Genomic DNA, 24,731 nt, shown 5'->3' with positions numbered 1-24,731 from the left:
TCAGCCCCGGGAGGGCCAGGCCGTGTTCGCATCGTCCGGCTGCTCGTCCAGGTGGCGGGAGCAGGCGTCGGTGAGGATCTCCAGCAGGGTCAGCGGGTCCGGCAGCGGGTGCTCGGGGCCGCGCACCCAGTGCACGGCGAGGTCACCGGGGAGCCGGGCCGGCGGTACGAGGACGTAGGAGCCCCGGCAGTGCCAGCGCAGCCCCGGGTGCTCGTCCATGGTCTCCGGGTGGCAGTCCAGTTCGCAGGGCCACCACTCGTCCTCGTCCTCGGGCGTGCCCCGGGTGTGGGTGAAGAACAGCAGCCGTCCCTCGCCCGACTCGGACTCGGACTCCGCGACGGGGCCCACCTCGATCCCGGCGGCGAGCAGCCGCTGAAGGGCCTCGCTGCCGGCGGCGAGCGGCACGTCCAGCACGTCGTGGACCATGCCGGTCGCGGTGACGAAGTTGGCCTGGGGCTGGTGCCGGGCCCAGCGCTCGATCTGGCCGCGGTCGGTGGTCGACTGCGTCTGCCAGGCGAAGGACACCGGGTGCCGGGCGGGGGTGGGACAGCCGACGCGGTCGCAGGAGCACCGGTAGCCCGAGGGGTGGGCGGCGGGCGCGAGCGGGAGTCCGGCGGCGGCCGCGGAGAGCAGCAGTTCCTCACGCCCGGCTTCGTCGGCGGCCCCGTCGAGCGGGCGGCCGGTACGACGGGCGCGCAGCCACTCGGAGAACCTGCCCTGCCGACCGGTCCGGCCGCCGAACGTCGCGCTCATCTATCGCCTCGCCTCGCTGTGGTGCGGACAGCATGTCCCCATGGTCCCACCATCCTGCGCCGGGGACGGCCGGAGCCCGCGTCCGGGGTGGGCGGGGCGGCGCCGGAGCACGGACAGGGATGGCGGACTATCACCCGCTTTGACGGTGTTTGGCGACTGACGCGCGGCCCGGGCCGCCGGTGTCCGGTCGGATTGATCACACCCACTCGGGAGCGGGCCCCGGGGGCGAGGTGTTGACCGGCCTCAGCGGGGCGCGAGGCCGTACAGGGCGTAGTCGACGAGCGCGTCCGTGTACGCGTAGGAGATGGGTCCCGTGTACTGCAGCCAGCGCTGGGCGAGCGGGGATACGAAGAGTTCCAGGGCGATCCGCGGGTCGATGTCGGCGCGGACGGCGCCCTGTTCCTGGGCCGCGCGCAGGCGCTTCACGTACAGCTGGAGCTGGGGTTCGAGCAGCTTGGCCACGAACTCGGTGCCGAGCTGCCGGTTGACGACTCCCTCGGCGGCCAGGGCGCGGGAGGGGACCTCGAAGCGGGGGTCGAGGAGTTCGTCGACGGTGGCCCGCAGGACCGCCTTGAGGTCGGCCGCGAGGTCACCGGTGTCCGGGATCTCGTACTCGGCCCGCTCTCCGATGACCTCGGGCCGGGCGGCGGCCTCCGCCGCCTGGGCGCTCAGGTCGACGAACGCCTCCAGCAGCACCTCCGCCTTGGAGGACCACCACCGGTAGATCGTCTGCTTGCCGACTCCGGCGCGGGCCGCGATGCCCTCGATGGTCGTCTTCTGGTAGCCGACCTCACCGACGAGTGCGAGGGCGGCGTCGTAGATGGCGCGGCGCGACTTCTCGCTGCGCCGGGCGGAGTCAGGGGCGGTCTTGTTGGCCATGCTCCGAATCTAGCAGGTTGACAAGACGGTGCGTCTCGCCTCATGGTGGTGAAGCAAGCGAGACGGACCGTATCGTCTAATCAGCCTGATCGTAGGAGGCAGTCATGGCCCGTGGTGGAGCAGGCAACATGCTGGGAGTGGGCGGCTCCCGCCGGAACCTCGGCCGCAAGGCCCTGCGCGGCGGTCCCGTGCACGGCCGCGTCGGCGGCGGCCAGGACCCCCAGGCACAGAAGCGGGAGCTGCTGCGCAAGCTCCAGGAGAAACGCCGGGAGACGTGAGGCCCGCGCCGGGGCTCACGCATCGCACACCGGGCGGCGGTCAGCCGATCAGCTCAAGCACCCCGACCGTCTGGCCTCCGCTGGTCTCCCCCGTCGTGCGGAAGCCGAGGCCGAGGTAGAAGGGCTCCGGGCCGTCGGGGCCGGGGTGCCAGGTGACGAAGAGACGGTCGCCGCCGCGGCGGCGGATCTCGGCGGCGACCGACTCGACGGCGAAGCGGCCGTAGCCCCGGCCCTGCGCGTCCGCGGCGATGTTGAGCCGCCAGAGCCCGGAGCGGAGGTCGGTGCCCGAGCCGTCGCCCTTCCAGTCGATGTCGAGGAAGGCCATCAGGAAGCCGACGGCCCGGTCACCGTCCAGGACGAGCCGGGGCCAGGCGACACCGGGGTGGACGTACGCCTCGGCCAGCGACTTCTCGACCGACTCCACCAGGTGTTCCTGGTCGGGCCGGACGCGTACGGCGAACGCCGCTTCGAGGTTGGCGGAGGTGATCTCGGCCAGCTGTGGAGTGATGGACATGATCCATGAGATAGCCGGACGGCACACCGGCTCCGCAACCGGATTACGCGGCGGGCGCCCCCGTGTCAGACCTCGCCCGGCTGTTCGTCGTCCCGGGGCGGCGGCCAGGCGTCGCCCCACTCGGTGTCACGGGCCGCCCGGTAGAGGGGGCCGTGGCGTTTGGTGACGGTGGTCCGGGCGAGGGCGGGCTCGGTCTCGCAGAGGTCGAGCAGGACCTGGCCCTTGCGGATCTGCGGCTTGCGGACCACGCGGGCGGGGGCCGGGGCCGGAGGGAAGCGGGTGGCGGCGACGTAGCTGAACTTCTCGTCCTCGTACGGCAGGGAGCCGCCCTTGACCCGGCGGTGCAGCGAGGAACGGCTGACACGGGCGGCGAAGTGGCACCAGTCCTCGCCGGGGACGATGGGGCAGGCGGCGCTGTGCGGACAGGGCGCGGCGATGTGGAACCCGGCGGCGACGAGACGGTCACGTGCCTCGATGACGCGGGCGTATCCCTCGGGGGTGCCGGGCTCGATGATCACCACGGCCCGGGCGGCGGTCGCGGCGGCCTCCACCACGGCCGTGCGGTCCTCGGCGGTCAGCTCGCCCAGGACGTAGGAGACCGTGACGAGATCAGTGCTCTCGATGGTGAGCGCCGCTCCGATACGAGAGCGCTGCCACTCGGCGGCCTTCAGCTCCGGGTTCGCCGCGGCAATCTCCCGTCCGAGCGCCAGCGCCGGTTCCGCCCAGTCGAGCACCGTCACCGGACGGCCGCCCGCCCAGGTCGCGTTCACCGCCCAGGTCGCCGCGCCCGTACCGCCGCCGACGTCGACATGACCGCCGGGCACCCAGCCCGGCACCGCCGCCGCGAACGCCTCCAGCGCCGAGCACACCGCCTCGAACGTCGCCGGCATCCGGTACGCCGCGTACGCCACCACGTCGGAGCGGTCCCTGAGCACCGGCGCGTCCGTCGGCGTGCGCCCCCGGTAGTTCGCGATCAGCCGCTCCACCGCCCGCGTGGCCGACTTGGGCGGGAGACCGTCGAGGAGGCCGGCGAGGGCGGTGCGCAGGGTGTCGGCGGCGGAGGCGGGGGCGGGGGCGTTCACGGGGCGATTCTAGGGCGCCGCCGCCGGCCGCCTTCCCTGCGCCCGCCCACACCCGTGCGGGCGGCTCACCTGCCCCGCACCGCCCGCGCCAGCCGGGTCCCGGCCGCCGCCCGCGCCGCGTTGACGGGGCCGCGGCGGCGGGGATGGACCGCGTTGGTGAGGAGCACCAGGAACGTGTCCGTCGCCGGGTCCAGGACCAGGGACGTGCCCGTGAACCCGGTGTGCCCGGCCGCGCCCCGGCCCGCCAGCCCGCCCATGAACCACGCCTGGTCGAGGGCGAAGCCGAGGCCCGGCGGGGTGAGCATCAGCTCGACGAAGTCGGGGCCGAGGATGCGCGCGGGGCCGTAGGAGCCGCCGGCCAGCAGGGTGCGGCAGAAGACGGCCAGGTCCCGGGCGGTCGAGAAGAGGCCCGCGTGGCCGGCCACACCGCCGAGGGACCACGCGTTCTCGTCGTGGACCCGGCCGCGGACCATGCCCCGGTCCGCCTTCGCCCAGGGGCGTCGCTGGTCCTCCGTGGCCGCGGCGGCCGGGCAGGGGCCGAAGGCCGTCGACACCATGCCCAGCGGATGCGTGATGCCGTCACGGATCAGGGCGTCCAGGGTCCGGCCCGTCAGACGCTCCAGGACGTGCTGCAGGAGCAGCAGGTTCAGGTCGGAGTAGAGGTGGACCGTCCCGGGAGGCTCCGTCGGCGCCTCCGCCCGGAGCATCGCCAGCCGGGCGGCCGCCGACGGGCAGTCGTACAGCGGGAGTTCGGGGCGCAGTCCGGAGGTGTGGGTGAGGAGGTGGCGGACGGTGAGGCCGTGGTCGGCGGCGCCCGTGAAGTCGGGGAGGTACGCCCCCACCTTCGCGTCGATGCCGAGGGTGCCGCGCTCCAGTTGCTGCACGGCGGCCACCGCGGTGAACAGTTTGGTGAGGGAGGCCAGGTCGAAGGGGGTGCACGGGGTCACCGGGACGCGGGACTCCGGCGGGAGTTCCCGTCCCCGGTCGGCGCGTTCGTCGTAGGAGTCGTAGCGGACCGCCCAGCCCGCCGCCTCCTCGACGGCGACGACGGGGCCGCGTCCGGCGAGGACGACCGCACCGGGGGCCAGGGGGCGTTCGCCCTCCGTCAGCGCGCGCACGTCCCGTACGAGACGGCGCAGTTCCTCGGGGTCCAGTCCGGCCCGTTCCGGGGTGTCCGTGCGCAGTCTCGGCGCGCTCAGCTCTCCGCTCCCTCCGCTTTCGTACGCCTGTTCCAAGGACGGCACAGTGCCACGAAGCAGGTCGCGGCCACCAGTGCCGAGGCCAGTTGGACCACGGCCATGGGCACGGCGGTGTCCTCGCCCGCGATGCCGACCAGGGGCGACGCTATCGCGCCGATCAGGAAGGACGAGGTACCCAGCAGCGCCGACGCCGAACCCGCCGCGTGGCGCACCCGCATCAGGGCGAGCGCCTGGGTGTTGGGGAGCGTGACGCCCATCGCCGACATCAGCACGAACAGGGCCGCCGCGACCGGGGCCAGACCAACCTGGCCGAAGACGCCCAGGGACATCAGCAGCAGCGCGGTCGCCGACAGGGCGACGACGGTGAGGCCCGCCGCGAACACCTTGTCCAGGCTCACCCGCCCCACCAGGACCTTGCCGTTGATCTGGCCGACGATGACGAGGCCGACGGAGTTGACGCCGAACAGCAGGCTGAACGTCTGCGGGGAGGCGCCGTAGATCTCCTGGATCACGAACGGCGAGGCGCTGATGTACGCGAAGAGGGCGGCGAAGGCGAAGCCGCCGGCCAGCGTGTAGCCCATGAAGACCCGGTCGGCGAGCAGGCCGCGCATGGCGTGCAGCGTCTCGCCCATGCCGCCGCCGTGGCGTTCGGCGGGGGCGAGCGTCTCGGGGAGTTTCGTCCAGACGACCGCGAGGAGCGCGATGCCGATGACCGTCAGGACGACGAAGACGCCCCGCCAGTCCGTGACACGCAGGACCTGGCCGCCGATCAGCGGCGCGACGATCGGGGCGACGCCGGAGACCAGCATCAGGGTCGAGAAGAAACGGGCCATCGCGTCGCCGTCGTACAGGTCCCGGACCACGGCCCGGGCGATCACGATCCCGGCCGAACCGGCGAGGCCCTGCACCAGCCGGAGGGCGATGAGGGTCTCGATGGAGGGCGCGAGGGCGCAGAGCGCGGTGGCGACGATGTAGACGGCGAGACCGAGGAGCAGCGGGCGGCGCCGGCCGAACCGGTCGCTCATCGGACCGATCAGGAGCTGGCCGAGCGCCATGCCGGCGAGGCAGGCCGTGAGGGTGAGCTGGACCGTGGTGGCGGGGGCGTGCAGGGAGGCGGTGACCTCCGGCAGGGCCGGGAGGTACATGTCCATCGCGAGGGGCGGCGTCGCGGTGAGGCCGCCGAGGATGAGGGTGACGAGGAGGCCGGTACGGCGGAGGGCGGTCGTCGCCTCAGCGGGGGCGGGGGTCGACGGCTGTGACTGCGGCTGCTGCGGCGGCGATTGCGGCTTCGACAGCCGCGGTGCCGGTTGCTGCGCTGTCGACGCCCGGGGGTCCGCCGCCGCGGCGGGTTGCGGGTGCTCCCCCGCCGTCGTGGTCGGCTCGGCGGGTGCCGAGCCCGGTATGTGCCCCTCGGGCATGTGCCCCTCCCTCTGTGTTCGGTCCGCCACCTATGCTCTCAGCTCGTACGACGTGGGCGGGGTCACACACCCGCCCCGGAGCCGAGGACAGCCGAGGACAGGGGTGGCGATGTCGAACGACGGACGTGTGCGGTGGGGGATCCTGGCGACCGGGGGGATCGCCGCGGCCTTCACGGCGGACCTCGTCGACCTGCCGGACGCCGAGGTCGTGGCCGTGGCCTCACGGAGCGAGACCTCGGCGAAGACCTTCGCGGAGCGCTTCGGGATACCGAGGGCCTACGGCGACTGGCGCGCGCTCGCCGAGGACGCGGACGTGGACGTGGTGTACGTCGCCACGCCGCACGCGGCGCACCGGGCCGCCGCCGGGATGTGTCTGGAGGCGGGGCGCGACGTCCTGTGCGAGAAGGCGTTCACGCTGAACGCGCGGGAGGCGGAGGAACTGGTCGCCCTGGCCCGGGAACACGGGCGGTTCCTGATGGAGGCCATGTGGATGTACTGCAATCCGCTGGTGCGGCGGCTGGCCGAGGTGGTGCGGGACGGCGCGATCGGTGAGGTGCGCACCGTGCAGGCCGACTTCGGGCTGGCGGGGCCCTTCCCGCCCTCGCACCGGCTGCGGGACCCGGCACAGGGCGGGGGCGCGCTGCTGGATCTCGGTGTGTATCCGGTGTCGTTCGCGCAGCTGCTGCTCGGGGAGCCGTCGGACGTCACGGCGAGAGCGGTGCTCTCCGACGAGGGCGTCGATCTCCAGACCGGAGCACTGCTCTCGTGGGAGAGCGGTGCCCTCGCCTCGCTGCACTGCTCCATCGTGGGCGGCACGGGCACGTCCGCCTCGGTGACCGGTTCCGAGGGCCGCATCGACATCCCGTCCGGGTTCTTCTTCCCGGAGCGGTTCGTCCTGCACCGGGACGGCCGCGAGGCGCAGACGTTCACCGCCGATCCGGCCGACGGCCCCCGCAACAGCCTGCGCCACGAGGCCGTCGAGGTCATGCGGGCCCTGCGCGCCGGCGAGACCGAGTCCCCGCTCGTGCCCCTGGACGGCACCCTCGCCGTGATGCGCACGCTGGACGCGCTGCGGGAGCGGGTGGGGGTGCGGTATCCCGGCGAGGAGCGGCTGAACGAAGGTTCGTTCGTTTAGAGGGGGTTGGGATGAGGGGTTGGGGGTGAGGGGGTGTGGCGGAGGTAGGGCGGGGCGGGACCGGGTGGGGGCCGCGAAAACGAAGGTTCGTTCCGCACCGGCACCCGCACCGGCACCGGCCCCGCCTCACCGCCAGCCCACCCCACCCCACCCCACCCCGCTCCACCCCGCTCCACCTACACCGGCTGCAGCCCCGGCACCCCCGCCTCCACCGCGAAGGACGCCACCGTGGAGATGTCCGCGCCCGTCGTCGTCACGTACGGCACCGCCTTGAAGTCGGCGCGGGCGGACCGGCGGTCGAGGGTGACCGTGGTGTAGCCGCGGCGGCCGTTGTAGAAGCGCATGTGGGGGTTGGCGGTCATGTAGGTGTCCCAGTTGGCGGGCTTGTCGGAGCCGTTGCCGCCGCTGCTGATGGAGGAGGCGACGAGTTCCGTGCCGACGATCCGGGAAGAGCGGTCGTCGAAGTCGCGCTTGATGTCGAAGGCGTAGCCGACGTGGACGTCTCCGGTGAGGACCATGAGGTTCTCGATGCCGGCGGCCTCGGCGCCGGCGAGGAGGCGTTCGCGGGAGGCGCGGTAGCCGTCCCAGGAGTCCATCGACACCTTGTAGACCTCGCCGACGGCGTTGCGGCGCTGGGAGAAGGTGACCTGCTGCGGGACGACGTTCCAGACCGCGTCGGACCGGTCCCAGCCGTCCAGGAGCCAGCGCTCCTGGGTCGCGCCCGTCATCGTGCGCGCCGGGTCGGCGGACTCCGGGCCGGGGATCTGCCAGCCGTCGCCCTGCGCCTGGTTGGACCGGTACTGCCGGGTGTCGAGTATGTCGAACTGGGCGAGGCGGCCCCACCGGAAGCGGCGGTACAGCTTCATGTCGGGGCCGTCGGGGCGCTGGGGGCGGCGCAGGGGCTGGTTCTCCCAGTACGCCCGGTAGGCGGCGGCGCGGCGCAGCAGGAACTCCTCGGAGGGCTCGCCGCCGTCGGGGTTGTCGCCCGCGTAGTTGTTCTCGGTCTCGTGGTCGTCCCAGGTGACGACGAAGGGGTGCGCGGCGTGGGCGGCCCGCTGGTCGGGGTCGGTCTTGTGGAGGGCGTAGCGCAGACGGTAGTCCTCCAGGGTGACCGTCTCGTGGTTGAAGACGTCGGGCAGGACGCGGTCGGTGTACTTGCGGGCGCCGCCGACGGAGTTCACGGCGTACTCGTAGAGGTAGTCGCCGAGGTGGAAGACGACGTCGACGTCCTCGCCCGCGAGGTGCCGGTAGGCGGTGTAGTAGCCCTGGTCGTAGCGCTGGCAGGAGACCGCGGCGAAGGTGAGCGCGGTGGAACCGGTGAGGTGGAAGCGGCCGGGGGCGGTGCGGGTGCGGCCGGTCTCGCTGATCCAGGTGCCGACGCGGAAGCGGTAGTAGTAGACGCGGCCGGGGGCGAGGAAGCCGACCTCGACGTGGACGGTGTGGTGGAACTCGGGGTGGGCGGTGGCGGTGCCGCGTCTGACGACGCGTCGGAATCTGTCGTCGTGGGCCAGTTCCCATTCGACGCGGACGCGTTCGGCGGGCAGTCCGCCGTCCGGCTGGTAGGGGGCCGGGGCGAGCCGGGTCCACAGGAGCACGGAGTCGGCCAGCGGGTCACCGGAGGCCACGCCGAGGGTGAACGGGTCCTCGGTGATCTGCCCGGGGTCCAGCGTGGCGGCGGCCGCGGCACCGGCCGCCGGCAGGTTGGTGGCGAAGGCGAGCGCGGCGGCGGCTCCCGTGACGGTGAGGAAGCGCCGGCGGTCGAAGTGCCGTGCGGCGGCGCACAGTTCGGGCGCGTGGGACGAGCGGGACGGCGTCGGCCCAGGGGTGGGGAGTGGCATCTGGCCCTCTTCTGAAGGTAGTTGTGTTCGACAGTGGAGTGGCCAGGTTCGACGATCTTGTGGCACGTACACAACACCCACATGGCGGACGAATGAGTTCCATATATCGGGCCCCACCTGCGCGGCCGGATCCGCGGCCTCCCCTACGCTGCGAGCCCATGAAGGCTGAAGAGACCAGGATTGCGATCGTCACGGGTGCGGGCTCCGGTATCGGCCGCGCCGTGGCGGTGGAACTGCTGCGCGCCGGCTGGTCGGTGGCGCTGGCGGGCCGCCGCGAGGAGAAACTCGCCGAGACCGCGGCCCGGGCCGGCACGGACACCGACACGCACACCGGCACGCACACCGGCACAAACCCCGGCACGGACACCGGCACAAACCCCGGCACCGCCGCCCCGAAGGCGCTGTGCGTCCGTACGGACGTCTCACGGCCCGGCGACGTGGACGCGCTGTTCGCCGCCGTGCGCGAGCGGTTCGGGCGGCTGGACCTGCTGTTCAACAACGCGGGCACGTTCGGGCCGGGCGGGGTGCCGGTGGAGGAGCTGGACTACGCGGCCTGGCGGCACGTCGTGGACACCAATCTCAACGGGGCGTTCCTGTGCGCGCAGGCGGCGTACCGGCAGATGAAGGAGCAGGACCCGCGGGGCGGCCGGATCATCAACAACGGCTCTGTCTCCGCGCACACGCCCCGGCCGCACTCCGTGGCGTACACCGCGACCAAGCACGCGCTGACCGGCCTGACCAAGTCCCTCTCCCTGGACGGGCGGCCGTACGGCATCGCGGTCGGTCAGATCGACATCGGCAACGCGGCGACGGACATGACCGAGCGCATGGCGAACGGCGTGCTGCAGGCCAACGGGCAGCTCCTGCCCGAGCCGGTGATGGACGTGACCGACGTGGCGCGGACGGTACGGCACATGGCGGAGCTGCCATTGGAGGCGAATGTGCAGTTCGCGACCGTGATGGCGACGACGATGCCGTACGTCGGACGGGGCTGAGCCGCGGCCGGGAGGCCCGGTCCACGGCCCGGACGCCGGCGTGCCCGGCCCCCGGACCGTCACCACACGGTCCTCCAGACCTCAACTTCCACAAACGGAAGCTGTTCCTCCGGTCCATTCGGGCACGTGGCGGGCATATGCTCAGGGCTCGTCTCCACGAGAGCTTCACACTTGGAGGCGGAGGCTTCCGTGACCAACCCGAGGGGGGAGGTGGCAGCCGTTCCATGCTCCGGAAGGGGGCGGACCTCGCGTGGGACCGCGGGGTGAGCACCGGAGCGCGGAACGGCTGCCCACCGGCGTTTCCGTCAGGACGAGGTGGCTCCCTCGCCGCCGTGCGGGCCGTTCACCGTCCCAGGATCCGGTCGATCTCGGCCACCTGGTCCGCGGTGAGCGGTCCCTTCGCGAGGGCGCCCGCGTTCTCCTCGGCCTGGGCGACCGAGCGGAAACCGGGGATGGGCACGGTCCGCGGGCTACGGGCCCAGATCCACGCGAGCGCGCCCTGCGCGAGCGTACGGCCCCCGGTGGTCAGGATCTCGCGCAGCGCCTCGACCCGGCCGAGCCACTCGGGGTCGCCGCCTCCGCCGGCGGTGAAGCCCTCCAGCCACGCGGGCGGGGTGCTGCGGATGTCTCCGGCGTCCAGGGCGCGCCCCGGGGTGTGCTTGCCGGTGAGCAGCCCCATGGCGAGGGGGCTGCGGTTGATGCTCGCCAGGTCGTACTCCTCGGCCAGCGCGAGGAGTCCGGGCGCGTCCTGGAGGATGTTCAGCCGGTGCTGGACGGCCGCGCAGTGCGGTCCCTCGGCGAACACGGCGGCGCGGTCCGGGTCGTCGGTGCTCCACGCGTAGGCCCGGATCAGCCCCTCGCGCACGAACTCCTCGCAGGCGTCGCGCAGCAGGGCCGCGCGCTCGGGATCGGCGTCGGAGAGGTGGAACTGGTACAGGTCGACGTGGTCGGTGCCCAGACGGTCCAGGGAGGCGGTGAGGGCGCGGCGCGCGTGGGCCGGGGTGTCGTCCTGGCCGGTGAGGGTGCGGGTGGCCGTGTCGAAGACGTTGCCCCACTTGGTGGCCACGACGACGTCCGCGCGGCGCTTGCCGAGGGCGCGGCCGAGGACCCGCTCGCTGTGCCCGGTGCCGTACGCGTCGGCCGTGTCGAAGAAGGTGACGCCGAGGTCGAGGGCGCGGTGGACCGCCCGTACGGACTCCTCGTCGTCCACCTTCCCCCAGCCGAGCGGCTGTCCGTCGGCGGCCTGCCACTCGCCGCCGATCGCCCAGCAGCCGAAACCGAGGGCACTGACCCGGATGCCGCTGCGGCCGAGGGACCTGGTGTACGGGTCGGGGTGCGCGTGCGGGGGCGTGTGCGCGTGCGGGGGCGTGTGCGCGTGCGGGGGCGTGTGCGCGTGCGGGGGCGTGTGCGCGTGCGGGGGCGTGTGCGCGTGCGGGGCCGTGTGCGTGTTCGGGGCCGTGTGCGTGTCCTGCCCGGGGTGCGTGTTCGTCTCCATGCCCACGAACGGTAGGAGTTGGAGCGCACGCGAACACAAGCCCCCGGCCCCGGCTTCGCGCGCTCCTACGCCTGGCCCGTCTCGAAGCGGCTGATCCGGCCGTCCTCCGACACCGTGAAGCGCCACGCGGTGCGCATCTCGCCCCAGGTGTCGTTGCGGTAGTTGGCGACCAGGGCGCGACCGCCGGCGGACTCGCGCTGGACCTCCATGTGGCCGTGCGAGGAGAAGATCTCCCGGTCGGTCCAGTCGGTGAGGTCGCGGTCGGAGCCGTCGTCCGACATGGTCGCGTCGTCCGTGAGGAGCGCGAAGAAGGCGTTCTGGTCGTGGGCGTTCACCGCGGCGACGAAGGCCCGGACGGCCGGGTCGCTGAGTTTGGCGGGTGCGATCGTCATGGCGGCCAGCCTCACACCGGGGGCGACGGTCCGCCACCGGAGGCGCGCGACGGGACGGCCGGCACTCGAACGGGCACCCGAACGGGCGCGCGAGCGGGTCGGGAAGGTGTCATCGGTGCGACGGTGGATACGCGGGGGGACGTACGCGTGTGTCCACGGGGGATGTACGCACGTGCGCACTGTCGTCTTCTCCGCCGGTACCGCCGCGGTACCTCTGCTGTTCGGGAGTGGTCATGACCTCGTTCGACCGACGTGATCTGGGGCTGTTGCTGCTCCGGCTGGGTACGGGCGGCGTTCTCGCCGCGCACGGCACGCAGAAGCTGTTCGGCTGGTTCGGCGGGCACGGCATCGAGGGGACCGGCGCCTTCATGGAGTCCGTCGGGTATACGCCCGGCCGGGCGAGCGCCACCGCCGCCGGGCTGGCCGAGACGGGTGGCGGGGCGCTGCTCGCACTGGGCCTCGCGACGCCGGCGGCCGGTGCGGCCGCGGCGGGGGCGATGGGCGGCGCGACCGCGATCCACACGCCCAACGGGTTCTTCGCCGCCGAGGGCGGCTACGAGTACGCCGCGACCCTGGGTCTGGCCGCGGCCGGCCTCGCGGTCACCGGCCCCGGCCGGCTCTCCCTCGACCACGCGTTCCGTCATGTCTTCGACCGCGGCTGGATGGTCCCCGTGGCGCTGGCCGGTACGGCCGCGGTGACGGCGGTGGTCGTGGGGATGCGCAACCAGCGGGTGCGCAAGGAGAAGGAGGGCGAGCAGGAGGCGCTGTTCGAGGAGTGACCCGTCGCTCCCGGGCCCGGGGAACCCGAGAAGCCCGGTAACCGCCCTTCGCCCGGCGGCAACTGCCCCGGCTCCTGCCGGAGGACAGCCTCGACTCCCGCCGGACAGCGGTCACTTACGCGGTCCGCCCCTGGCTGCCACCGGGGCGTGACAGGCTGCGCCCATGAGCGAGCAGCGGCACTCCGCCGACCCCGACGACCACCTCTGGCAGTCCGTCTCCCGCCTGCACGCCTGGCTGGAGGCGGACCAACCGCACGGCGGCCGGGAGGGCCTGCTGCTGCGGATGCTGAAACTGCAGGAGGAGGTCGGCGAGGTCGCGCAGGCGGTCATCGGCGTGACCGGCCAGAACCCCCGCAAGGGCGTCACCCACACCTGGGACGACGTCGGTTCGGAGCTGTGCGACGTGGTCGTCACGGCCCTGGTCGCCCTGCGCACCCTCACCCCGGACGCCCGCGCCGTCTTCACCGCGCATCTGGACGGGGTCACCGCACGTTCGCTGGGGCCCGGCCATGGGTGACGGCGCGTTCTGGATCGCCGCGCTCACCGCCGGCACCGCCGTCCTCGCGAGCTGGGTGACGAGCCGGGGGACCGCGCGGGCGGCGCGGATACAGGCGGACACGACGGCGGACGCGCAGCGCGTGGAGCGGCTGCGGGCGGCGCGCCGGACGGCGTACGCGGAGTTCATGGAGCAGGCACAGCGGCTGAACGACGTGCACTGGAAGGTGTCCGACGTGGTGCGGGGCGCCGAGGACGGATTCGGGCCGGAGCATGTCGAGGAACTGCGGCGGCTGCGGGAGCGGCAGCGGGACGAGTACGCCGCGCTGCGGAACCTCACCTGGGTGGTCTCGCTGGAGGGGCCCGAGGACGTCGCCGCACTCGCCAACACCGTCAGGCGGGCGACGAGCCCCTTCCACAAGGCGATCGAGGCCATGATCGAGGGCGACACCGGTGCCATCGCGCGCTTCGACGGCTGCTACTCGCCGTTCTGGGACGCGCTGAGGGCCTTCATCAAGTCCTCCCGCGACACCCTGCACTCCATGTAGGCGCACCCCGCTCAGGAGGCATGTAGGCGCGCCCTGTTCACGCGGCCTCCGGCGCGCCCCGGTCATCCCCCGGGGTGACCCGGAGGCCGCGCCGTACTGCGTTCTGAGTACCGGGGATTGTCGGCAGCCGCACGACGACGTGAGGGGGCACCGGCCGGGAGTCTGGGCGGGTATCCGAGACCCCCTGTTCATCCCCTCATCCCCGACCTCTGACGTGGAGACCCGCGCCTCATGGCAACCTTCCTGCATCGGCTGGGCCGGCTGGCCTTCCGCAAACGCTGGTACGTCATCCTGATGTGGGTGGCCGTCCTGGGCGCCGTCGGTGTCGGCGCCCTCAAGGCCCCGGGAGCCTCCGACGAGGAGTTCTCCATGCCGGGCATCGAGTCCCAGAAGGCGTTCGACCTGCTGGAGCAGCGCTTCCCGGGCGTCACCGCGGACGGCGCCACCGCCCGGGTCGTCTTCGTCGCCCCGAACGGCGAGAAGATCACCGCCTCCGAGAACAAGAAGGCCGTCGAGGAGACGGTGGCCGATCTGGCGGACGGCTCGCAGGTGGCGAGCGCCGTCGACCCGTTCCGGGCGCGGGCGGTCAGCCAGGACGGCACGACGGCGTACGCGACCGTCACCTACAAGGTCACGGCGGCCGACCTCAGCGACGCGAGCCGGACCCATCTGGAGGACACGCTCCACGAGGCCCAGAGGTTCGGGCTGACCGTCGAGGCCGGTGGTACCGCGGTGGCGGACCAGGGCGGTCCGGGCGGGGCGGCCGAGATCATCGGTGTCGCCCTCGCCGCCGTCGTCCTGCTGGTGACCTTCGGCTCGCTGGCCGCCGCCGGGCTGCCGCTGCTGACCGCGCTCGTCGGCGTCGGCCTCAGCATGGCCACGATCATGGTCCTGTCGGAGGCCCTCGGCCTGTCCACCACGACCGGCACCCTCGCGATGATGCTGGGCCTCGCGGTCGGCATCGACTACGCCCTGTTCGTCGTCTCCCGCTACCGCGAGGAGCGTGCCGGGGGCCGTACGCCCGAGGAGGCGACCGCGCTGGCCACCGGCACGGCCGGCTCGGCGGTGGTGTTCGCCGGGCTCACCGTGGTCATCGCGCTGGCCGGACTGACCGTGGTCGGCATCCCCATGCTGACGAAGATGGGGCTGGCCGCCGCGGGCGCGGTCGTCGTCGCCGTCCTGATCGCGCTGACCCTGGTGCCGGCCGTCCTCGGCTGCTGGCCGAACGCCGTGCTCTCGCGCAAGGCCCGCAAGAGCGGCCGTATCGAGGAGGAGGCCGGGGACAACGGCGGCACCCGCTGGTCCCGGTTCGTGCTGCGCCGCCCGGTGCCCGTCCTGCTCCTCGGCGTCGTCGGGCTCGGCGCCCTCGCGATCCCGATGACCGATCTGCAGCTGGGCATGCCCGGTGACGAGGCCAAGTCGACGTCCACCACCGAGCGGCGGGCCTACGACGCGCTCGCCGAGGGCTTCGGGCCCGGCTTCAACGGGCCGCTGACGATCGTGGTGGACGCCCGGGGCGCCGACGACGCCAAGGGCGCCGCGGAGAAGGTCGCCGAGGAGATCGGGGACACCAAGGGGATCGTGTCGGTCTCGCCCCCGCAGTTCAACGAGGCCGGCGACACCGCCGTCTTCTCGGCGGTGCCGGCGACCGCGCCGACGGACGAGAGGACCAAGGACCTGGTGACCGTGATCCGCGACGAGCGGCCCGCGATCGAGTCCGGGACGGGAGCGACGTTCGAGGTGACCGGCACCACCGCGCTGAACATCGACATCTCCGGCAAGGTGCAGTCCGCGCTGGTCCCGTATCTGCTGGTCGTGGTGGGTCTGGCGGTCCTCCTGCTGATGGTCGTCTTCCGCTCCCTGCTCGTGCCGCTGAAGGCCGCCGCCGGCTTCCTGCTGTCGGTGCTCGCCTCGCTCGGTGTGGTGGTCCTGGTGTTCCAGCAGGGTCACGGCGCGGAGATCCTGGGGGTGGAGCAGACCGGCCCGATCATGAGCCTGATGCCGATCTTCCTGGTGGGCATCGTGTTCGGCCTCGCGATGGACTACGAGGTGTTCCTCGTCTCGCGGATGCGGGAGGCGTACGTCCATGGCGACCGGGCCGACGAGGCGATCACCAGCGGCTTCCGGCACAGCGCCCGGGTGGTGGTGGCCGCCGCGCTGATCATGATCGCGGTGTTCGCCGGGTTCATCGGCGAGAGCGACTCCATGATCAAGATGATCGGGTTCGGGCTGGCCTCGGCGGTCCTGTTCGACGCGTTCGTCGTCCGGATGGCGATCGTGCCGGCCGTGCTCACCCTGCTCGGCGACCGGGCCTGGTGGCTGCCGAAGTGGCTGGACCGGGCGCTGCCGCGGGTGGACGTGGAGGGTGAGGCGCTGACCCGTCACGCCGACGCGGCTCCGGCCCCGGCCGCCGCCGAGACGGCCGAGCTGGAAGTCACCCGCACCTGATTCCGGCTGCTCCCCCGCCCCCCACCCGGGCCGCCCGTGGCGAACGACACGGGCGGCCCCCGGGGCGTTCCCCCGCCGTGTCGACCACGATGGTCCCAGTCCACCGACCGGAGTCACCGATGAGCCTTCGTCCCCTCAGCCGGGAACGGCGTTACACGGACCGCCTGGAGGAGTTCTCCGACCGCCACCACGTCGTCGTCGACCTGGTCCTGGCCCTGGCGCTGATGGGCTGCGCCACCCTCGGCAGCGCGCTCACCCTGCCGGGCGCCAGGCCCCCGGACCAGGACAAGGTCGGTGTGGCGCTGATGGGCGTGTCGTGTCTGGCGCTGCTGAAGCACCGCGCCTATCCGCGCTTCACCCTCGTCGTGACCGCGGTCTGCACCTGCGTCGCCGTCGCGCTGGGCTATCTGCTCACCCCCCTGCTGCTGGCGCCGATCATGGCGTCGCTCTACTGGCTGGCCTCGCTCACCGACCGTCGGACCACCCGTGTCTACGGCTGCACCACCATCGCGGCGATGACGCTGGCCGCGGTGTTCTCCGACTCCATGGACCAGCTCTCTCTGGTGCTCAGGACCATCGGCCCCGCCTTCTGGCTGCTGCTGCCGCTCGCCGCGGGCCGGGGCGCACTGGCGCGGCGGGCCTATCTGAAGTCGGTGCAGGCCCGCGCCGAGCACGCCGAGCGCACCCGGGAGGAGGAGGCCCGTCTGCGGGTCACCGAGGAACGGATGCGCATCGCCCGCGACCTGCACGACGTGGTCGCCCACCACCTGGCCCTGGCCAACGCCCAGGCGGGCACCGCCGCGCACCTCACCCGTACGGATCCGGAGCAGGCCCACCGCATCCTCACCGACCTGACCGCCACCACCTCGGCGGCGCTGCGCGAGCTGAAGGGCACGGTCGGGGTGCTGCGGCGGCCCGACGACCCCGAGGCCCCGCTGGCGCCCACCCCCGGCCTCGGCCAGCTCCCGGAGCTGGCGGTCGCCTGCGAGTCCGCCGGTCTCACGGTCACCGTCGCCACGGAGGGTGTCCCCGGGCCGCTCGACCCCGGAGTGGACCTAACCGCCTACCGGATCGTGCAGGAGGCCCTCACCAACGTCAGCAAGCATGCCGCGGTGGACGCGGCGCACATCCGCCTCGTGTACGAGGAGGCCCATCTGACGATCACGGTCACCGACGACGGCACGCCAGGTCCCGGCGGTTCGCCCTCGCCCGGTCCCGGCGGCCCGCCCGGCCCCGGCCGGGGCTTCGGGCTGATCGGCATGCGCGAGCGCGCCCAGTCCGTCGGCGGCTGTCTGAGCGCCGGCCGCCGTCCCGGGGGCGGCTTCGAGGTCACCACCGACCTCCCGCTGCGCCCCCGCGTCCGTACCCGCCCCGTCACCCCCGCACCGGACGCGGCAGCCGCCACCCATGACCTGCGGAAGTAGAACGGCACCATGCCGATCGACGAGCGGAAGTAGACCAGCACCATGCCGATCGACCTGTGGAAGTAGAACAGCACCATGACGATCGACGAGCGGAAGTAGAACAGCACCATGACGATTCGCGTCCTGCTCGCCGACGACCAAGCCCTGCTGCGGGCCACGTTCCGGATCCTCGTCGACTCCTGCCCGGACATGGAGGTGGTGGCCGAGGCCGCCGACGGTCAGGAGGCGGTCGACCTCGTCCGCGTCCACCGCCCCGACGTGGTCCTCATGGACATCCGGATGCCCGGCACCGACGGGCTCACCGCCACGTCCGTGATCTGCGCCGACGAGGAGCTGGCCGACACCCGCGTACTGATCCTCACGACCTTCGAGATCGACGAGTACGTGGCCCAGGCGCTGCGCTCCGGCGCCAGCGGCTTCCTGGGCAAGGACGTCACCGCCGACCTGCTCCTCGACGGCATCCGCACGGTGGCCGCGGGCGACACGCTCCTGTCCCCCGCCGCCACCCGTACCCTCATCACCCGCTTCCTCGCCGCCCCGGCCCCCGGCAGCCGGCTCACCACCCCCGAGCGGCTGAGCACGCTCACCAGCCGTGAACGCGAGGTGATGTCCCTGGCCGCCGAGGGCAGCTCCAACGACGAGATCGCGGAGAAGCTGTACGTCAGCCCCCTGACGGTACGGACCCATGTCCACCGGGCGATGACGAAGCTGGGGGCCCGCGACCGGGCCCAACTGGTCGTCATGGCGTACCAGTCGGGCCTGGTGCGGGTCACCCCGCCGGAGTGAGGGTCCCCTCCGGCCGGTCTACTCCTTGTAGAACGTGGCGTCCTGCCGGTCGAGGGCCGTGCTGACCGGCTGGGTGTACATCAGGTTCTCGTAGTGCCGGATGTACCGGCCGGGGAAGTTGTACGACTCGTACGAGACCCCGGCCGCGGTGTCGGCGAGACCGGCCCGCTGGAAGAAGGAGGCGTCGGCGTCGAAGAGGGCCGTGCCGTCGTCCTTCTCCACCCACACCTCGTTGTTCTTGTGGCGCAGGTAGTAGCCGGGGAAGTTCGCCGACTCCAGCGAGACCGTGCCGCTGCCCGTCAGGCCGGTGACGATCCGGAACTGCGAGTCGGCGAGGTTGGTGACGTTGCCCTCCAGCTTGGCGCGGTACTCCCAGTGCCGGATGAACTTGTCCGGGAAGTTGAACGAGGAGAGCCGGACCGGGGTCGCGCCGTCGGCGACGGGGATGCCGAAGTTGGGTGTGCCGTCGGCGTTCCAGTACAGCTTCTGGTAACGGGTGCGGCGGTTGGGGTCGTTGAGCGGATCGCCGCTGATGTCCTTGTAGTTGCGGTCGTGGTAGACGAGGATGTCGGACTTTCCGTCCTCGGACGTGGTGAAGGTGTTGTGGCCGGGGCCGTACTGGCCGGTCCGGTCGTTGCTCCTGAGGACCGGCGCCGAACTCTTCGCCCAGGAGGCGGGGTTCATCAGGTCCGCGGTCGCGGAGGCGGTCAGCAGGCCGAGGCAGTAGTTGGCGTCGGTGGCGCTGGCCGAGTAGCTCATGAAGACCTTGCCGTTGCGCTGGATCACGGCCGGGCCCTCGTTGACGCGGTGACCGACGGTCTCCCAGGAGTACTCCGGCTTGGAGATCATCACCGGACTGCCGCTGATGGTCCAGGGGTTGGACATCTTCGCCAGGTACAGGTTGGTGCCGCTGCCGACCGCCGGGTCGTTCTGCGCCCAGCTGAGGTAGCGGGTGGAGCCGACGGTGAAGGTGGTGGCGTCCAGCGAGAACGTGTCCAGGGGCAGCGAGATACGGCCCTTCTCGGTCCAGGTACCGGTCAGCGGGTTGGCCGCGCCGGTCTCCAGGACGTACGGGCGGATCTTCCAGATGTCGTTGGAGGCACCGGCCGCGAAGTACACGTACCACTTGCCGTCGATGAAGTGGATCTCCGGGGCCCAGATGTGCGCGCCCATGTCACCGCTGGCGTGCTTGGTCCAGATGGTGGTCTCCGTGGCCGTGGAGAGGCCCTGGAGGGTGGTGGACCGCCGCATGACGATCCTGTCGTAGGCGGGGACGGTGGCCGTGAAGTAGTAGTAGCCGTCGGTGTGCTTGAAGATGTGCGGATCGGCCCGCTGCTCGGCCACCGGGTTGGTGAAGGTGACGGCGGGAGAGGCCGGCGCGGCCGCCTGGGCGGGGGTGGCCATGGTGGTGAGCACGGCGAGCGCCGCGGCACCGGCCACGGCGGCCTTGGTGAAGAGCTGTCTCATGGGTAGGGGTGTCTCCTGGTTCAGGCGGTCGTGGGGACGAGCCGCCACTGCTGGCAGGTGTTGTTCAGCCACGACCACTGGCGTACGTCGGTGCCGTTGGCGGTACCGCAGTCGGCGACGTCCATGACCTTGCCGGTGGAGGCGTTGACGATCCGGACGTGGTCACCGCCGAGGTAGACCAGACGGAACTTCTGGCAGGTGTTGTTCAGCCACGACCACTGCCGAACGTCGGTGCCGTCGGCGGCTGCGCACTCGGCGATGTCGGCGACCTTGCCGGTGGCGACGTTGACCAGACGGCTGGTGTCGTCGGCCCGGTCCTCGACCCGCCACTTCTGGTTGGCCCCGCCGTTGCAGGTCCACTGGGCGATATTGGTGCCGTCGGCCGCGTTCCCCCCGCTCACGTCCAGGCACTTGCCGCTGTTGCGGTTGACGATGGTGTACGCGGTCGGCGTCGTCGCCGTCTCGCCGGAGGGACCGGCGAGGGTGGCCCCGAGGGCGACCGGGGTGCCGAAGTTCGGGGTGCCGTCGGCGTTCCAGGTGAACTTCTGGGCGCGGGTCGTCCGGCCGTTGTCGCAGCCGTCGCCCGCGGCGTCGTTGGCGTGGTAGACGATCCAGTTCTCGGTGCCGTCCGGCGAGGTGAAGAACCCGTTGTGGCCGGGCGCGTAGACACCGTTGGCGTCACTGCGCTGGAAGACCGGCGTCTGCTTCTTCGTCCAGGAGGACGCCAGCAGCGGGTCGGAACCGGTGAGTTCGAGCTGGCCGAGCTTGTAGTCGGGGCCCCAGCAGGCGCTCGCGGAGTAGACGAGGAAGGTGCGGCCGCCCCGGTAGAGCGGCTCGGGACCCTCGTTCACCTCACCGCTCTGTGTCTCCCAGCTCAGCGTGGGGCTGGAGATGACGGTGAACGTGGAGGAGGCGAGGGTGTAGGGGTTGCTGAGCGGCGCGATGACGAGGCTCTGCTTGCTGCCGCCGGCCGAACCGCTGCCGAGCAGGTACAGCTTGCCGTCGTGCTTGAGCACACTGGCGTCGATGAGCCAGCCGCCCGGGTTGAGGTTGGACCCGGCGAGCTGGTTCTTGAAGGTGTACGGCCCCAGGGGGTCGGACCCCGCGCTCTCCAGTACGTACGTCCGCTGGTCGTCGCAGCAGGCGGAGCCCCGCGGCCCGGCGGAGTAGTACAGGTACCACTTGCCGTCGAGGAAGTGGATCTCCGGGGCCCACATGTTCCAGTTGCGGGTGCTCGTGCTGTCCGACCACACCTGCACGCTGGGCGCGGTGCTCAGCCCGGCCAGCGTGGGCGACTTCCGCATGGTCAGCTCACCGGTGAACGAGGTCGTCACCAGGTAGTAGTTGCCGTTGTAGTACTCCAGCCAAGGGTCGGCGCCCTTCTGCGACTTGACCGGATTGGTGAACGGCCTGCCGTCGGCCGCGGCGGCGGGCGGGGCCGGCTGGACGGCGAGGAGTGACGCGAAGAGGGCCAGCAGCGCGGCGCTCAGTGTCACCCAGTGACGGACTTGGATGCGGAACACGACAAGTCCCTTCGGGGGCGGCTCTGGAGGGGGGAGTTGTTCGATCCGTTCGCAATATCGAACATTGTGCGTAACTTCGGCCAGAAGGTAAGGGTGAGACGGGAGAGGCGTCAATGGATGCGACACGATGGGCCGGGATTTTGTGTCGCCGGGGGCCTGAGCCGTGCCCCTGGAGCCCGGCCCTGGAGCCCGGCCCTGGAATAGATCACGGAGGCCGACGGGTTGGCCCCTTCATGGTGAAACAGAACCTCGGCCGCTACGGCATCTGGAGCATCGGACTGCGCTCGGAGGACCCCGCCCGGCGCGGCGAACTCGGCGAGGCGGCAGCGGAGTTGGAGGAGCTGGGCTTCGGCGCGATCTGGCTCGGCGGCAGCACGACCGTCCACCACGCCGTCCCGCTCGTCGAGGCGACGTCACGCATCACCGTGGCCACCGGCATCCAGAGCATCTGGCAGCACGAGGCCGCCGAAACGGCCGTACGCTTCGCCGAGTTGGAAGCCGACCACCCCGGCCGCTTCCTCCTCGGCCTCGGCGTCAGCCACGCGAAGCTCGCCGAGCAGTACCGGCGCCCGTACGCGGCGATGGTCGCCTACCTCGACGCCCTGGACACGGCGGGGGTGCCCGCCGACCGCCGGGTCCTCGCCGCGCTCGGCCCGCGCATGCTCCGCCTCGCCCGCGACCGCGCGGCCGGCACCCACCCGTACCTGGTGACGCCGGAACACACGGCCGAGGCGCGTGAGACGCTGGGCGAAGGCCCGCTCCTGGCACCCGAGTTGAAGGTGATCCTGGAGCCCGACGCGGACCGCGCCCGGACGATCGCCCGCGCCCACCTGGCCTTCTACCTGACCCTCCCGAACTACACGAACACCTTCCTCCGCCTCGGCTTCACCGAGGCGGACCTGATGGACGGCGGCAGCGACCGGCTCGTCGACGCGGTGTACGCGTGGGGCGAGGACGACCGGATCCGGGCGCGGGTGGACGAGTTCCACGCGGCGGGGGCGGACCATGTGGCGCTGCAGGTGCTGGAGGAGGGGGCGGGGGATGCGCTGCCTCGGAAGGCTTGGGGGCGGTTGGCGGGGGTGGTCGGGGTGAGCGGTTGAGGGACCGAGGGACTGAGGGACTGAGCGTCTCGGGGGCTCAACGCAGGGTGCGGACGAACACGTCCCCGATGAGGTTGGTGTCCTCGGGGACGAGGCCGGGGTAGTAGGAGTCGAAGACGACGGTGGACTCGTCCGCGCTCAGCGCCGCCTTGCCCACGGTGAGGGGCCTGCCGTCCTGCCCCGGCGACAGCAGTTCCTCCTGCCCGGTGCACAGGTCGCGCAGGATCAGCCCGAGTGTGGCGCGGTTCGCGTCCGCCGTGTTGAGCAGCAGCTTCGAGCCGTCGCGGGACAGGTCCGAGACGAGGGTGAGATCGGCGGGGCTGTGGCCGTCGTACCGCTTGAGCGTGCCGGTGCGCAGGTCACGGACGAAGGCGTTCCAGCCGTTGTTGGTGTCGGGCTGCGGGACCAGGTTGGTGGCCATGGAGTTGAAGGCGACCTTGGACCCGTCGGCGCTCAGCACCGGAGCGACGGACGAGGTCGTGGCAGCCGCACCGTCATGGGTGACGTCGGCCTGCACGGTACGTCCACTCCTGCGGTCGTAGACGAGGATGTCGCCCTGGTCGTCGGAGGCGGGCCCGGAGTAGCCCTCCAGGTAGGCGACCTTGCGTCCGTCCGCGCTGATGGAGATCTGGTCGCACCGATGGAAGTTCTTGGACCCGCCCGATCCGTCCGACGTCCGGCTGACCCGCCGCACCGCGCCCGTCTTCCGGTCGAGCAGCATGACCCGGCAGGAGAAGGCCCCCGCCTCCGGATCGACGGCGGGCCGGGCGACGAAGGCGACGTACCGCCCGTCGGCACTGATCGGCGCGATGCCGTACGAGGCCCGGTAGCCGTCGCCCAGGGCGGGCGCAAGCCGCTCGACGCTGCCGTCGCTCAGGTCCATGACGTGCACGGAGGACATGGCGGTGGTGGCCGAGTACGACCCGAAGGTCAGATACCGCCCGGAGTCGGACAGTTGCGGGGTGGAGGTCGTCTCCCCCGGCACGACGACGCGCCGCAACGGCTCCCCGGGCCCGGTCCGGTAGTACACGCTGTTGCGCACGTCCGTGCCGGGCCCCAGGTTGGTGGCCGAGGACATGAAGGCGACGACGCGCCCGTCCGCGCTGACGACGGGGTCGGTGGAGTGGTTGTTGCCGCCGGTGGTGCCGTCGGGCGCGACGCTGATCCGCTCGGTGTGCGGGGCGAGCGCGGCGGGCGCCGCGCCCCCGCCATCGGCGTGCGCGGGCAGGACGGGAGTCACGACGCCCGCCAGCAGAACGGCGTTCACGAGCAGGCGTAAGGAAGGTCTCATCAACTCGGCTCCCCGTTTCGTCGAGGACAGCCCCAGCCGCCCCCTGCACCCCGCCGCCCCGGCCCTGCGCACAGGACTCACGAGGGTGGTGCAGGCGATGAAAGCGCGTGCCCGGCGAAGGGTCAATGGATCGAACCGCCTCTGCACTACCTTCCAGGGGTGGACCTTTTCTCACACTCCTGGTCAGCGCTGCGCGCGACGGTCGCGGACCTCACGGACGAGGACTTCTCACAGCCCTCGGGCTGCGCGGGCTGGCTGGTGAGAGACCTCGCCTGCCACCTGATCATCGACGCACAGGACGTCCTGATCACCTTGGCGACCCCGGCGGACGGGACACCGACAGCCGACGCGACGACGTACTGGCACGTCACGAACGAACCCCCGTCCGCCGAGGACCCACTGTCGGCCCTGACGGTCCGCCTGGCGGCGGCGTACGAGGACATGGCCCTCCTCAAGTTCCACCTGGACGACGTGGGCGCGGCGGCCGCCCGGGCAGCGGAACTCGCCGACCCGGCCGCCCGGGTGTCCACCCAGGGCCAGATCCTCACGGTCGAGAACTACCTCACGGCGTACGTCCTGGAGTGGACCCTCCACCACCTGGACCTGACGGCCCACCTCTCGGAAGCCGCAGGACCGCCGCAACAGAGCTTGGCCCACTCCCGCGCGGCGCTGGAGAGGATCATGGGGGCGGCGTTCCCGGGGCCGTTCACGGACAGGGACGCGCTGTTGGTGGGGACGGGGCGGAGGGGCGCAACGGATGGGGAGCGGGCCGTACTCGGCTCCATGACAACGAAGTTGCCGCTCGTTCTCGGCTGAGAGACCCCGGTTCACCTGGCTCGGATAAGCACCGCGAGGCAGAAATCCAGAAACCGCACCGAGGGCCGGTTGGTTC

23 protein-coding genes are annotated in these 24,731 nt (G+C 72.1%); 11 read left to right on the top strand and 12 right to left on the bottom strand.

What is annotated here, in order from left to right:
* Both PYR72_RS34765 and PYR72_RS34760 read right to left on the bottom strand, forming a co-directional pair.
* Complete coding sequence (locus PYR72_RS34765) at window positions 1–753, bottom strand: bifunctional DNA primase/polymerase (protein WP_275458977.1); 753 nt, start codon at window positions 751–753, stop codon at window positions 1–3.
* Window positions 754–996: 243 nt separating this feature from the next.
* Window positions 997–1,632, bottom strand: a complete 636-nt coding sequence (locus PYR72_RS34760; RefSeq protein ID WP_275458976.1) for a TetR/AcrR family transcriptional regulator — start codon at window positions 1,630–1,632, stop codon at window positions 997–999.
* Between the two features lie 104 nt (window positions 1,633–1,736).
* Here PYR72_RS34760 and PYR72_RS34755 point away from each other — a divergent pair, with 104 nt between their 5' ends.
* Window positions 1,737–1,910, top strand: a complete 174-nt coding sequence (locus PYR72_RS34755) for a DUF6243 family protein (protein ID WP_275458975.1) — start codon at window positions 1,737–1,739, stop codon at window positions 1,908–1,910.
* 40 nt (window positions 1,911–1,950) lie between these two features.
* On the opposite strand, the gene PYR72_RS34750 is transcribed toward PYR72_RS34755, so the two are convergent.
* From PYR72_RS34750 to PYR72_RS34735, 4 genes are all read right to left on the bottom strand, one after another.
* Complete coding sequence (locus PYR72_RS34750) at window positions 1,951–2,424, bottom strand: GNAT family N-acetyltransferase (RefSeq protein WP_275458974.1); 474 nt, start codon at window positions 2,422–2,424, stop codon at window positions 1,951–1,953.
* Window positions 2,425–2,489: 65 nt separating this feature from the next.
* Window positions 2,490–3,506 carry a small ribosomal subunit Rsm22 family protein gene (locus PYR72_RS34745; RefSeq protein ID WP_275458973.1) on the bottom strand — a complete coding sequence of 339 codons (1,017 nt, stop codon included), beginning with the start codon at window positions 3,504–3,506 and terminating at the stop codon, window positions 2,490–2,492.
* A 65-nt stretch (window positions 3,507–3,571) separates the two neighbouring features.
* Window positions 3,572–4,750: a serine hydrolase domain-containing protein gene (locus PYR72_RS34740; RefSeq protein ID WP_275458972.1), complete on the bottom strand. Its 1,179-nt coding sequence runs from the start codon at window positions 4,748–4,750 to the stop codon at window positions 3,572–3,574.
* On the bottom strand, window positions 4,702–6,123 hold the full coding sequence (locus tag PYR72_RS34735; protein ID WP_275458971.1) for a multidrug effflux MFS transporter: 1,422 nt from the start codon (window positions 6,121–6,123) through the stop codon (window positions 4,702–4,704). Before PYR72_RS34735 ends, PYR72_RS34740 begins: the two co-directional genes overlap by 49 nt.
* A gap of 109 nt (window positions 6,124–6,232) precedes the next feature.
* On the opposite strand from PYR72_RS34735, the gene PYR72_RS34730 reads away from it, so the two are divergent.
* A complete protein-coding gene (locus PYR72_RS34730) occupies window positions 6,233–7,258 on the top strand; it encodes a Gfo/Idh/MocA family oxidoreductase (protein WP_275458970.1) in 1,026 nt (341 codons plus the stop codon).
* Window positions 7,259–7,434: 176 nt separating this feature from the next.
* On the opposite strand, the gene PYR72_RS34725 is transcribed toward PYR72_RS34730, so the two are convergent.
* A complete protein-coding gene (locus PYR72_RS34725; protein ID WP_275458969.1) occupies window positions 7,435–9,096 on the bottom strand; it encodes an alkaline phosphatase D family protein in 1,662 nt (553 codons plus the stop codon).
* Between the two features lie 158 nt (window positions 9,097–9,254).
* On the opposite strand from PYR72_RS34725, the gene PYR72_RS34720 reads away from it, so the two are divergent.
* A complete protein-coding gene (locus PYR72_RS34720; protein WP_275458968.1) occupies window positions 9,255–10,091 on the top strand; it encodes an SDR family oxidoreductase in 837 nt (278 codons plus the stop codon).
* Between the two features lie 343 nt (window positions 10,092–10,434).
* On the opposite strand, the gene PYR72_RS34715 is transcribed toward PYR72_RS34720, so the two are convergent.
* A complete protein-coding gene (locus PYR72_RS34715) occupies window positions 10,435–11,586 on the bottom strand; it encodes an aldo/keto reductase (protein ID WP_275458967.1) in 1,152 nt (383 codons plus the stop codon).
* Between the two features lie 65 nt (window positions 11,587–11,651).
* Window positions 11,652–11,978, bottom strand: coding sequence for a nuclear transport factor 2 family protein (locus PYR72_RS34710; protein ID WP_275458966.1), 327 nt, complete (start codon window positions 11,976–11,978; stop codon window positions 11,652–11,654).
* A 233-nt stretch (window positions 11,979–12,211) separates the two neighbouring features.
* Between PYR72_RS34710 and PYR72_RS34705 the strand changes: the two genes are divergently transcribed.
* From PYR72_RS34705 to PYR72_RS34680, 6 genes are all read left to right on the top strand, one after another.
* Window positions 12,212–12,757 carry a DoxX family membrane protein gene (locus PYR72_RS34705; RefSeq protein ID WP_037727831.1) on the top strand — a complete coding sequence of 182 codons (546 nt, stop codon included), beginning with the start codon at window positions 12,212–12,214 and terminating at the stop codon, window positions 12,755–12,757.
* A gap of 163 nt (window positions 12,758–12,920) precedes the next feature.
* On the top strand, window positions 12,921–13,274 hold the full coding sequence (locus PYR72_RS34700; protein WP_275458965.1) for a MazG-like family protein: 354 nt from the start codon (window positions 12,921–12,923) through the stop codon (window positions 13,272–13,274).
* On the top strand, window positions 13,267–13,800 hold the full coding sequence (locus PYR72_RS34695) for a hypothetical protein (RefSeq protein ID WP_275458964.1): 534 nt from the start codon (window positions 13,267–13,269) through the stop codon (window positions 13,798–13,800). Before PYR72_RS34700 ends, PYR72_RS34695 begins: the two co-directional genes overlap by 8 nt.
* A gap of 231 nt (window positions 13,801–14,031) precedes the next feature.
* Window positions 14,032–16,248: an MMPL family transporter gene (locus PYR72_RS34690; RefSeq protein ID WP_275458963.1), complete on the top strand. Its 2,217-nt coding sequence runs from the start codon at window positions 14,032–14,034 to the stop codon at window positions 16,246–16,248.
* A 119-nt stretch (window positions 16,249–16,367) separates the two neighbouring features.
* Entirely contained in the window at window positions 16,368–17,672 is a 1,305-nt protein-coding gene (locus PYR72_RS34685) for a sensor histidine kinase (protein WP_275458962.1), read from the top strand.
* 108 nt (window positions 17,673–17,780) lie between these two features.
* Window positions 17,781–18,458, top strand: a complete 678-nt coding sequence (locus PYR72_RS34680) for a response regulator transcription factor (protein WP_275458961.1) — start codon at window positions 17,781–17,783, stop codon at window positions 18,456–18,458.
* A gap of 18 nt (window positions 18,459–18,476) precedes the next feature.
* Here the strand turns inward: PYR72_RS34680 and PYR72_RS34675 are convergent, their stop codons facing one another.
* Together PYR72_RS34675 and PYR72_RS34670 are read right to left on the bottom strand one after the other, a co-directional pair.
* Complete coding sequence (locus PYR72_RS34675) at window positions 18,477–19,925, bottom strand: family 43 glycosylhydrolase (RefSeq protein ID WP_275458960.1); 1,449 nt, start codon at window positions 19,923–19,925, stop codon at window positions 18,477–18,479.
* A gap of 20 nt (window positions 19,926–19,945) precedes the next feature.
* A complete protein-coding gene (locus tag PYR72_RS34670; protein ID WP_275458959.1) occupies window positions 19,946–21,448 on the bottom strand; it encodes a family 43 glycosylhydrolase in 1,503 nt (500 codons plus the stop codon).
* Window positions 21,449–21,681: 233 nt separating this feature from the next.
* On the opposite strand from PYR72_RS34670, the gene PYR72_RS34665 reads away from it, so the two are divergent.
* On the top strand, window positions 21,682–22,548 hold the full coding sequence (locus tag PYR72_RS34665) for an LLM class F420-dependent oxidoreductase (protein WP_275458958.1): 867 nt from the start codon (window positions 21,682–21,684) through the stop codon (window positions 22,546–22,548).
* 37 nt (window positions 22,549–22,585) lie between these two features.
* Here the strand turns inward: PYR72_RS34665 and PYR72_RS34660 are convergent, their stop codons facing one another.
* Entirely contained in the window at window positions 22,586–23,839 is a 1,254-nt protein-coding gene (locus PYR72_RS34660) for a hypothetical protein (RefSeq protein WP_275458957.1), read from the bottom strand.
* A gap of 159 nt (window positions 23,840–23,998) precedes the next feature.
* Here PYR72_RS34660 and PYR72_RS34655 point away from each other — a divergent pair, with 159 nt between their 5' ends.
* The gene (locus PYR72_RS34655) at window positions 23,999–24,655 is read left to right on the top strand and encodes a maleylpyruvate isomerase N-terminal domain-containing protein (protein WP_275458956.1); all 657 of its coding nucleotides are present in this window, start codon (window positions 23,999–24,001) and stop codon (window positions 24,653–24,655) included.
* Window positions 24,656–24,731: the final 76 nt, after the last annotated feature.

Origin of the sequence: Streptomyces sp. VNUA24 (genome assembly GCF_029167005.1) — a bacterium.
Lineage (GTDB): Bacteria > Actinomycetota > Actinomycetes > Streptomycetales > Streptomycetaceae > Streptomyces > Streptomyces scabiei.
The sequence above is the reverse complement of the archived record's forward strand: the minus strand, read 5'-3'. Positions and strand labels throughout refer to the sequence as shown.

Excerpts from the sequence above, each read along its gene's own strand:
- PYR72_RS34765 (WP_275458977.1), bottom strand. The coding sequence starts at position 753 with ATGAGCGCGACGTTCGGCGGCCGGACCGGTCGGCAGGGCAGGTTCTCC.
- PYR72_RS34760 (WP_275458976.1), bottom strand. The coding sequence starts at position 1,632 with ATGGCCAACAAGACCGCCCCTGACTCCGCCCGGCGCAGCGAGAAGTCG.
- PYR72_RS34755 (WP_275458975.1), top strand. The coding sequence starts at position 1,737 with ATGGCCCGTGGTGGAGCAGGCAACATGCTGGGAGTGGGCGGCTCCCGC.
- PYR72_RS34750 (WP_275458974.1), bottom strand. The coding sequence starts at position 2,424 with ATGTCCATCACTCCACAGCTGGCCGAGATCACCTCCGCCAACCTCGAA.
- PYR72_RS34735 (WP_275458971.1), bottom strand. The coding sequence starts at position 6,123 with ATGCCCGAGGGGCACATACCGGGCTCGGCACCCGCCGAGCCGACCACG.
- PYR72_RS34730 (WP_275458970.1), top strand. The coding sequence starts at position 6,233 with ATGTCGAACGACGGACGTGTGCGGTGGGGGATCCTGGCGACCGGGGGG.
- PYR72_RS34725 (WP_275458969.1), bottom strand. The coding sequence starts at position 9,096 with ATGCCACTCCCCACCCCTGGGCCGACGCCGTCCCGCTCGTCCCACGCG.
- PYR72_RS34720 (WP_275458968.1), top strand. The coding sequence starts at position 9,255 with ATGAAGGCTGAAGAGACCAGGATTGCGATCGTCACGGGTGCGGGCTCC.
- PYR72_RS34715 (WP_275458967.1), bottom strand. The coding sequence starts at position 11,586 with ATGGAGACGAACACGCACCCCGGGCAGGACACGCACACGGCCCCGAAC.
- PYR72_RS34710 (WP_275458966.1), bottom strand. The coding sequence starts at position 11,978 with ATGACGATCGCACCCGCCAAACTCAGCGACCCGGCCGTCCGGGCCTTC.
- PYR72_RS34705 (WP_037727831.1), top strand. The coding sequence starts at position 12,212 with ATGACCTCGTTCGACCGACGTGATCTGGGGCTGTTGCTGCTCCGGCTG.
- PYR72_RS34700 (WP_275458965.1), top strand. The coding sequence starts at position 12,921 with ATGAGCGAGCAGCGGCACTCCGCCGACCCCGACGACCACCTCTGGCAG.
- PYR72_RS34695 (WP_275458964.1), top strand. The coding sequence starts at position 13,267 with ATGGGTGACGGCGCGTTCTGGATCGCCGCGCTCACCGCCGGCACCGCC.
- PYR72_RS34690 (WP_275458963.1), top strand. The coding sequence starts at position 14,032 with ATGGCAACCTTCCTGCATCGGCTGGGCCGGCTGGCCTTCCGCAAACGC.
- PYR72_RS34685 (WP_275458962.1), top strand. The coding sequence starts at position 16,368 with ATGAGCCTTCGTCCCCTCAGCCGGGAACGGCGTTACACGGACCGCCTG.
- PYR72_RS34680 (WP_275458961.1), top strand. The coding sequence starts at position 17,781 with ATGACGATTCGCGTCCTGCTCGCCGACGACCAAGCCCTGCTGCGGGCC.
- PYR72_RS34675 (WP_275458960.1), bottom strand. The coding sequence starts at position 19,925 with ATGAGACAGCTCTTCACCAAGGCCGCCGTGGCCGGTGCCGCGGCGCTC.
- PYR72_RS34665 (WP_275458958.1), top strand. The coding sequence starts at position 21,682 with ATGGTGAAACAGAACCTCGGCCGCTACGGCATCTGGAGCATCGGACTG.
- PYR72_RS34660 (WP_275458957.1), bottom strand. The coding sequence starts at position 23,839 with ATGAGACCTTCCTTACGCCTGCTCGTGAACGCCGTTCTGCTGGCGGGC.